This is a genomic window from Halorubrum sp. SS7 (assembly GCF_005435055.1).
GTDB lineage: Archaea > Halobacteriota > Halobacteria > Halobacteriales > Haloferacaceae > Halorubrum > Halorubrum salinarum.
The window spans coordinates 1-248 of record NZ_SGXV01000574.1 but is presented as its reverse complement, the minus strand read 5'-3'; the positions used below and the strand labels follow the sequence as shown (position 1 = coordinate 248).

Here is a 248-nt window from a genome sequence, read left to right as displayed (position 1 = left end):
GGACCGGGCGGCGCCGGCGACGAGTCGTTCCCCCCGAAGATCGAGGTCCCGAAGAGCTTCGTCCGCGAGCACGAGCGGCTGGAACTCGAGGCCGAACACCTCCGCGAGCAGCTCGAAGAGCACAAGCGGTACGTCAACTACCTCCGCGAACAGCTGGAGGACGGCGACGACGAGGTGATCCAGCTCGAGGACCTCGACGGCGAGCCGGACGAGCCCTCCTTCCGACTCGGATAGCGCCTCGAACGCCC

The 248-nt window shown here is 68.1% G+C and carries 1 pseudogene; it reads left to right on the top strand.

Annotation, left to right across the window (positions count from 1 at the left end):
• A pseudogene (locus tag EXE44_RS19195) lies at window positions 1–234 on the top strand (CopG family transcriptional regulator); the annotation flags it as partial.
• Between the last annotated feature and the right edge of the window lie 14 nt (window positions 235–248).